This is a genomic window from Variovorax atrisoli, from assembly GCF_014195185.1.
Taxonomy (GTDB): Bacteria; Pseudomonadota; Gammaproteobacteria; order Burkholderiales; family Burkholderiaceae_C; genus Variovorax; species Variovorax atrisoli.
In genome coordinates this window covers 1-7,837 of sequence record NZ_JACIBG010000021.1, presented here as the reverse complement: position 1 = coordinate 7,837, position 7,837 = coordinate 1, and the positions used below count along the sequence as shown (strand labels likewise).

Below are 7,837 nucleotides of genomic sequence, written 5' to 3'. Positions count from 1 at the left end.
ATCAGCCAGACGCAGGCGTACGTGCTGGACGGGAGCCTGAACGAGGTGCCTGTGGGGGTGGCGGGGGAGCTGTACCTGGGGGGCATCAACCTGGCTCGGGGCTACCTGAAGCGGGCCGGGCTCACGGCCGAGCGCTTCATCGCGACAGAGAAGGGGCAGCGCCTGTACCGCACGGGGGACCTTGTGCGGTGGAACAACGAGGGCCAGCTGGAGTACCTGGGCCGGATCGATCATCAGGTGAAGGTGCGGGGGTTCCGCATCGAGCTGGGGGAGATCGAGGCGGGGCTGCAAGCCCAGCCGGAGGTCAGAGAAGCAGTTGTGGTGGCGAATGAGGGGCCGGCGGGCACGAGGCTCGTGGCCTATGTCTCGGGCAACGCGGGCCAGGTGATCGACACGGCAGTGCTCAAGCAGAAGCTGGGCGAAGCACTGCCGGACTACATGGTCCCGAGCGTGATCGTGGAGCTGCAGGCGCTGCCGCTGAACGCGAACGGGAAGGTGGACCGCAAGGCGCTGCCAGCGCCGGAGTTCACGAGCGACCGGGCGTACGAGGCGCCGGTGGGCGAGGTCGAAGAGACCCTGGCAGCGATCTGGGCCGAGGTGCTGGGCGTGACCCGTGTGGGCCGCAACGACAACTTCTTCGAACTCGGCGGTCACTCGTTGCTCGCCGCCCAGACAGTCGCCCGAGTCCAGAGCGCCATGCAGATGGACCTCGCGATCAGGGATGTCTTCCTGCACCCCGTACTCACGGAGATGGGGACTCTCATCGCCGACAAGAACCTGATGAAACCGGCCACCCAGGCCCTTTCGGAAATCGATTCACTGCTTGACAGCATGGAGGCTGTTTGATGGAAACCCTTGCAACCCGTCGCATCGCGGAGCGCTTCTCGCGACTGACGCCTGAACAGCGGCGCACGGTCTATCAGAAGATTCGCGCCGAGGGGCTCACGCTCGGGCAGTTTCCGATCCTGGCGCGCGACACGTCGTCGCCGGATCATTGCCATCTTTCCTACGCACAGCTGCGCCAATGGTTCCTGTGGCAGCTCGATCCGTCGAGCACCGCGTACCACATCAGCGGTGCGCTCAGGCTCACCGGTGCGCTGGATGTCGCGGCCGTGCGCGCGAGCTTCGACGCGCTGGTGCAGCGCCACGAGTCGCTGCGCACCACGTTCCGGGCCCAGGCAGGCGGTCTTGCCGAACAGGTGATTCACGAGAGTGTCGAGTTCGACATCGCCGTCGTGGACCTCGACGCCATTGCCGGGCGCGATTCGCGAGAGCTCCGCCTTCGGGAAGAGGCGCATCGCTTGAGCGACACCCCCTTCGATTTGACCACCGGCCCGTTGCTGCGGGTCGGCCTGATCCGCCTTGCGCCCCAGGAGCACATGCTCGTCGTGGTGATGCATCACATCGTGTCCGACGGCTGGTCGATGCAGATCATCGTGGACGAGTTCGTCGCGCAATATCGCGCGCGCGTGCAGGGCGGTGCCGAAGACGCGGATCTGCAGCCGCTGCCGGTTCAGTACGCGGACTACGCTGTTTGGCAGCGCAACTGGCTCGAGGCCGGCGAGCGTGAACGCCAGCTCGGCTATTGGACATCGCACGTCGGTACCGATCAGCCTGTACTGCAGTTGCCGGCCGATCACGCCAGGCGAGCAGACGGACGCTACAGCGCCGCGCGCCACGCCTTCGAATTGCCGGAGGCACTGGTCAAGGGGCTGCAGAAGCGCGCGCAGGGCCAGGGTGCGACCCTGTTCATGATCTTGCTCGCGGGCTTCCAGGTGCTCTTGAACCGTTACACCGGCCAGTCCGACATCCGTGTGGGCGTGCCGATCGCCAACCGTCACCGGGTGGAGACGGAAGGCGTCGTCGGCTTCTTCGTCAACACGCAGCTGTTGCGCAGCGTGCTGGACAGCCGCGAGAGCCTCACGCAGGTGCTGGCGCGCGCGAAGGAGGCCGCGCTGGGCGCGCAGGCCCACCAGGACCTGCCGTTCGAGCAACTGGTGGAGGCATTGCAGCCAGAACGCAGCCTGAGCACCAGCCCGCTGTTCCAGGTCATGTTCAATCACCAGCGTGGGGATTTCAAGGCACTCGACAGCCTGTCGGGTCTCACGATGACCGAGTACGACCTGGGCACGCAGGCCGCGCAGTTCGAACTGACGCTGGACACCAGCGAAGACGCCGACGGTCGCGTGCGGGCGAGCTTCAAATATGCGGCGGAGCTGTTCGAGCCGCAGACCGTCGAGCGCATGGCGGGGCATTACCTGGCTTTGCTGGAGGCATTGGCCGAGCGACCCGAGCAGACTGTGGGTGACGTGAAGCTGTTGGACGAGGCGGAACTGCTGCAGCTGCAGCAGTGGGGATCGCAACACCAATCTCAGGAATCCTCAGTCGGCGACCCGATCCACAGCCGTATAGAGCGCGAGGCGGCGCAGCATCCGGATGCCACTGCACTGGTCTTCGGCGATGAGTCCCTGAGCTACGGCGCACTCAACGCGAAGGCGAACCGCCTGGCCCACCGCCTGATCGCCCTGGGCGTGAAGCCCGAGAGCCGGGTGGGCATCGCGGTGGAACGCTCCATCGAGATGGTGGTGGGCATCCTGGCGGTGCTCAAGGCCGGCGGCGCCTACGTGCCCCTGGACCCCGAGTACCCCGCAGATCGCCTGTCCTACATGGTGCAAGACAGCGGCATCGAGCTGCTGCTGACCCAGAGCCACCTGGGCGCACTGCCCGGGGCCGAATCACTCCAGGTGCTGGTGCTCGACACGCTCGATACCGCGTCCGAGCCCGACGGCAACCCGCAGGTCGCGCTGCACGGCGAGAACCTGGCCTACGTCATCTACACATCGGGCTCCACAGGCCGCCCCAAGGGCGCGCAGCTGTGCCACCGCAACGTGACGCGACTGCTGGACGCCACGCAGCACTGGTTCGGCTTCTCGCCAGACGATGTCTGGACGATGTTCCACTCCTACGCCTTCGACTTCTCGGTGTGGGAGATCTTCGGAGCGCTGTGCACCGGGGGCAAGCTGGTGGTCGTGCCGTTCTGGGTGAGCCGCTCGCCGGAGGACTTCCTGCAGCTGCTGCGCGCGCAGCGCGTGAGCATCCTGAACCAGACGCCATCGGCCTTCGGGCAGCTGGTGGCACTGCCGCAGGCGCTGGAGGGAGGGTTGGCGCTGCGCGCGGTGATCTTCGGAGGCGAGGCGCTGGACCCGCAGCGGCTGAGGCCCTGGATCGAGCGCTACGGGGACGGCAGCCCGCAGCTGATCAACATGTACGGCATCACCGAGACGACGGTGCACGTGACCTACCGGCGCATCACGCGGGCGGACCTGGGTCAGCAGCGCAGCCCGATGGGTGTGGCGATCCCGGACCTGGGGATGCAGGTGCTGGACCGACAGCTGGGGCCCGTGCCGCAGGGGGTGGCGGGGGAGCTGTATGTCAGTGGGGAGGGGTTGGCTCGGGGGTACCTGAAGCGAGCCGCCTTGACCGCGGAGCGCTTCATCGCAACAGAGAAGGGGCAGCGCCTGTACCGCACGGGGGACCTGGTGCGGTGGAACAATGAGGGCCAGCTGGAATACCTGGGCCGGATCGATCATCAGGTGAAGGTGCGGGGGTTCCGCATCGAGCTGGGGGAGATCGAGGCGGGGTTGCAGGCCCAGGAGGAGGTCCGGGAGGCGGTGGTCGTGGCGAACGAAGGCCCGGCCGGGACCCGGCTGGTGGCCTATGTCTCGGGCCAAGGCATCGATACGGCAGTGCTCAAGCAGAAGCTGGGCGAGGCGCTGCCGGACTACATGGTCCCGAGCGTGATCGTGGAGCTGCAGGCGTTGCCGCTGAACGCGAACGGGAAGGTGGATCGCAAGGCGCTGCCCGCACCGGAGTTCACGAGCGACAGGGCGTACGAGGCGCCCGAGGGGGAGGTCGAGGAGGCTCTGGCAGCCATCTGGGCCGAAGTCCTCGGAGTGGCTCGCGTGGGCCGCAACGACAACTTCTTCGAGCTCGGTGGTCACTCGCTGCTGGCGCTGAGGCTGCTGGAGAGCGTGCGCGAGCGTGGCTGGAGCGTGCAGGTGCGCACGCTGTTCCAGCACCCGCAGCTGGGCGCCTTCGCGCAGGCGCTGCTGCAGGAGCAGGGGCGGGTGGAAGTGGTCGTGCCGCCGAACAGAATTCCCGAAGACTGCGAGGCGATCGAACCGCAGATGCTCACGCTGATCGAACTGGACGAAGCACAGATCAAGCGGATCGAGGCGAAGGTGACCGGAGGAGCAACCAACATCCAGGACATCTACCCGCTGGCGCCGCTGCAGGAGGGGATGCTGTTCCACCACCTGCTGCAGACGCAAGGGGATGCGTACATCACCTCGCACGCGCTGGGGTTCGACAGCCGTCAGAGGCTGGAGCGGTTCGTAGACAGCTTCAACCGCGTGATCGAGCGGCACGACATCCTGCGCACGGCGGTGCTGTGGGAGGGGCTGAAGGAGCCGGTGCAGGTGGTGCAGCGGCATGCCAAGCTGAGGCTGCAGTGGCTCGAAGAAGACGGATCGAATGCAGCAGAGCGGCTTCAAGCCCACGTCGACCCCGCGCACTACCGCATCGACGTGCAACAAGCTCCGATGATTCATGCGATCGCCGCGCACGATCCCGCACAAGGCCGCTGGCTGCTGCAACTGCCCAGCCACCACATGGTGCTGGACCACACGACGCTGGACTTCCTGGTGCAGGAGATCGCACTGATCCAGCAGGACAGATTCGATGAACTGCCTGCGCCTGTTCCCTTCCGGAACTACGTGGCGCAGGCAAGACTCGGGGTGAGCCAGGACGAGCACGAGGCGTTCTTCCGCCAGATGCTGGCAGACGTGGACGAGCCGACGGCGCCGTTCAACCTGCTGGACGTGCAGGGAGACGGCACGCGGGTAGAAGAAGCCCGGCTGAGGCTCGATGCCCAGCTCGCACAAGAGATCCGAAGAGAAGCACAGCGCCATGGGGTGAGTGCGGCGACGCTGTTCCACCTGGCGTGGGCGCTGGTGCTGGGCAAGGCCACGGGCAAGGACGACGTGGTGTTCGGCACGGTGTTGTTCGGGCGGATGCAGGGCGGGGAGGGGGCGCAGAGGGCGCTGGGGTTGTTCATCAACACGCTGCCGCTGAGGGTGAGGCTGGGAGCCAGAGAGATACAGGCGTGCGTGAAGGAGACGCACGAGGCGCTCACGCAGCTGCTGCACCACGAGCACGCGAACCTGTCGCTGGCACAGCGCTGCAGTGCGCTGCCGGGGGGCACGCCGCTGTTCTCGGCGCTGCTGAACTACCGCCACGGCGCAGCCGTGGCACAGGGCGAACCCGTGCGCCCCTGGGAGGGCATGGAAGTGCTGTCCGCGGAGGAGCGCACGAACTACCCGTTCGTGATGTCGGTGGACGACCTCGGGGACGGCTTCGCCTTGGTGGCGCAGATCGTGGAGAGCGTGGATGCGCAGCGCATCTGCAACTTCATGCACATGGCCATCGGCGGACTCGTGCAGGCGCTGGGGCAGCAGCCTGCGCGGGCGATCCGTGAGCTGGAGGTGATGTCGGCGGCCGAGCGAAGCCAGCTGCAGACCTGGAGCGAGAACCCGCAGCGCCACGAAGACGTAGAGCCTGTTCATCGCCTGATCGAGCGCCAGGCGCAGCAGCACCCTGAAGCACCCGCACTGGTGTTCGGAGAAGAGAAGCTGAGCTACGGCGAACTCAACGCGAGGGCGAACCAGCTCGCACATCGGCTGATGGCCCAGGGCGTGGGCCCCGAGGTGCTGGTGGGCATCGCGGTGGAGCGCTCCATCGAGATGGTGGTGGGGATCCTGGGGATCGTGAAGGCCGGAGGTGCGTACGTGCCGCTGGACCCGGAGTACCCGGGGGACCGGCTGGCGTACATGGTCGAGGACAGTGGCATCGGAATGCTGCTGACGCAGAGCCACCTGCGTGCACTGGTGCCTGTCGCTGGAGTGGCCAAGGTGCTCGAACTCGACACGCTCGACACGTCGTCCGAGCCCGACAGTAATCCGCAAGTCGACCTGCACGGCGAACACCTGGCCTACGTGATCTACACGTCAGGTTCGACGGGCCGTCCCAAGGGCGCAGCGAACCGCCACCGCTCGCTGCACAACCGGCTGGCGTGGATGCAGCAGGCCTACGAGCTGGGTGAAGCAGACAGAGTCTTGCAGAAGACCCCGTTCAGCTTCGACGTGTCGGTGTGGGAGTTCTTCTGGCCGCTGATGTACGGGGCGAAGCTGGTGGTGGCCCACCCCGGGGATCACCGGGACCCGGCCCGATTGGTGGAGCTGATCGGTGAGCACCAGGTCAACACGCTGCACTTCGTTCCTTCGATGCTGCAGGCGTTCCTGGCGTACGAGGGGGCGAAGGCGTGCACGAGCCTCAGGCGCATCGTGTGCAGCGGAGAGGCGCTGCCGGCGGAAGCCCGGGACAAGGTGTTCGCAAGGCTGCCGCAGGCGAAGCTGTACAACCTGTACGGCCCGACGGAAGCGGCGATCGACGTGACGCACTGGACGTGCCGGGACGACGGCAGCAGCCAGGTGCCGATCGGGCGTCCGATCAGCCAGACGCAGGCGTACGTGCTGGACGGGAGCCTGAACGAGGTGCCTGTGGGGGTGGCGGGGGAGCTGTACCTGGGGGGCATCAATCTGGCTCGGGGGTACCTGAAGCGAGCAGGGCTCACAGCCGAGAGGTTCATTGCAACCGACAACGGAAGCAGGCTGTACCGCACGGGAGACCTTGTGCGGTGGAACAACGAGGGTCAGCTGGAATACCTGGGCCGGATCGACCACCAGGTGAAGGTGCGGGGGTTCCGCATCGAGCTGGGGGAGATCGAGGCGGGGCTGCAGGGGCAGCCTGAAGTGCGTGAGGCGGTCGTCGTGGCAAACGAAGGTCCAGCGGGCACGAGGCTCGTGGGCTATGTCTCGGGCAATGGCATCGACACAGCGAAGCTGCGAGAGCGCCTGAGTGAAGCCTTGCCGGACTACATGGTCCCGAGCGTGATCGTGGAGCTGCAGGTGCTGCCGCTGAACGCGAACGGGAAGGTGGACCGCAAGGCGCTGCCCGCACCGGAGTTCACGAGCGAGAGGGCGTACGAGGCTCCCGAGGGCGAGGTCGAGGAGGCTCTGGCAGCCATCTGGGCCGAGGTGCTGGGCGTGACTCGTGTGGGCCGCAACGACAATTTCTTCGAACTGGGCGGCCATTCCCTGTTGGCGCTGAGGCTGCTGGAGAGCGTGCGCGAGCGTGGCTGGAGCGTGCAGGTGCGCACGCTGTTCCAGCACCCGCAGCTGGGAGCCTTCGCGCAGGCGCTGCTGCAGGAGCAGGAGCGGGTGGAGGTGGTGGTGCCGCCGAACAGAATTCCCGAAGCCTGCGAGGCGATCCGCCCGGACATGCTCACGCTGATCGAACTGGACGAAGCACAGATCAAGCGGATCGAGGCGAAGGTCACGGGTGGAGCCCTGAACATCCAGGACATCTACCCGCTGGCGCCGCTGCAGGAGGGGATGCTGTTCCACCACCTGCTGCAGACCGAGGGAGATGCGTACATCACCTCGCACGCGCTGGGGTTCGACAGCCGGGAACGGCTGGAGGGGTTCGTGCAAAGCTTCAACCGCGTGATCGAGCGTCACGACATCCTGCGCACGGCGGTGCTGTGGGAGGGGCTGAAGGAGCCGGTGCAGGTGGTGCAGCGGCATGCGGAGCTCAAGCTGCAATGGCTGGAGGCTGGAGCATCCGACGTCCCCGCCCAGCTTCAGGCCCACGTCGACCCCGCGCACTACCGCATCGACGTGCAACAAGCTCCGATGATTCATGCGATCGCAGCGCACGA

General features: G+C 66.5%; 2 protein-coding genes. Both read left to right on the top strand.

Annotated elements, in window-relative coordinates:
- A partial coding sequence (locus tag FHY06_RS34605; protein WP_260310880.1) for an AMP-binding enzyme occupies window positions 1-846 on the top strand: 846 nt, incomplete at its 5' end.
- A partial coding sequence (locus FHY06_RS34600) for a non-ribosomal peptide synthetase (RefSeq protein WP_184607682.1) occupies window positions 846-7,837 on the top strand: 6,992 nt, incomplete at its 3' end. The genes FHY06_RS34605 and FHY06_RS34600, both read left to right, overlap by 1 nt.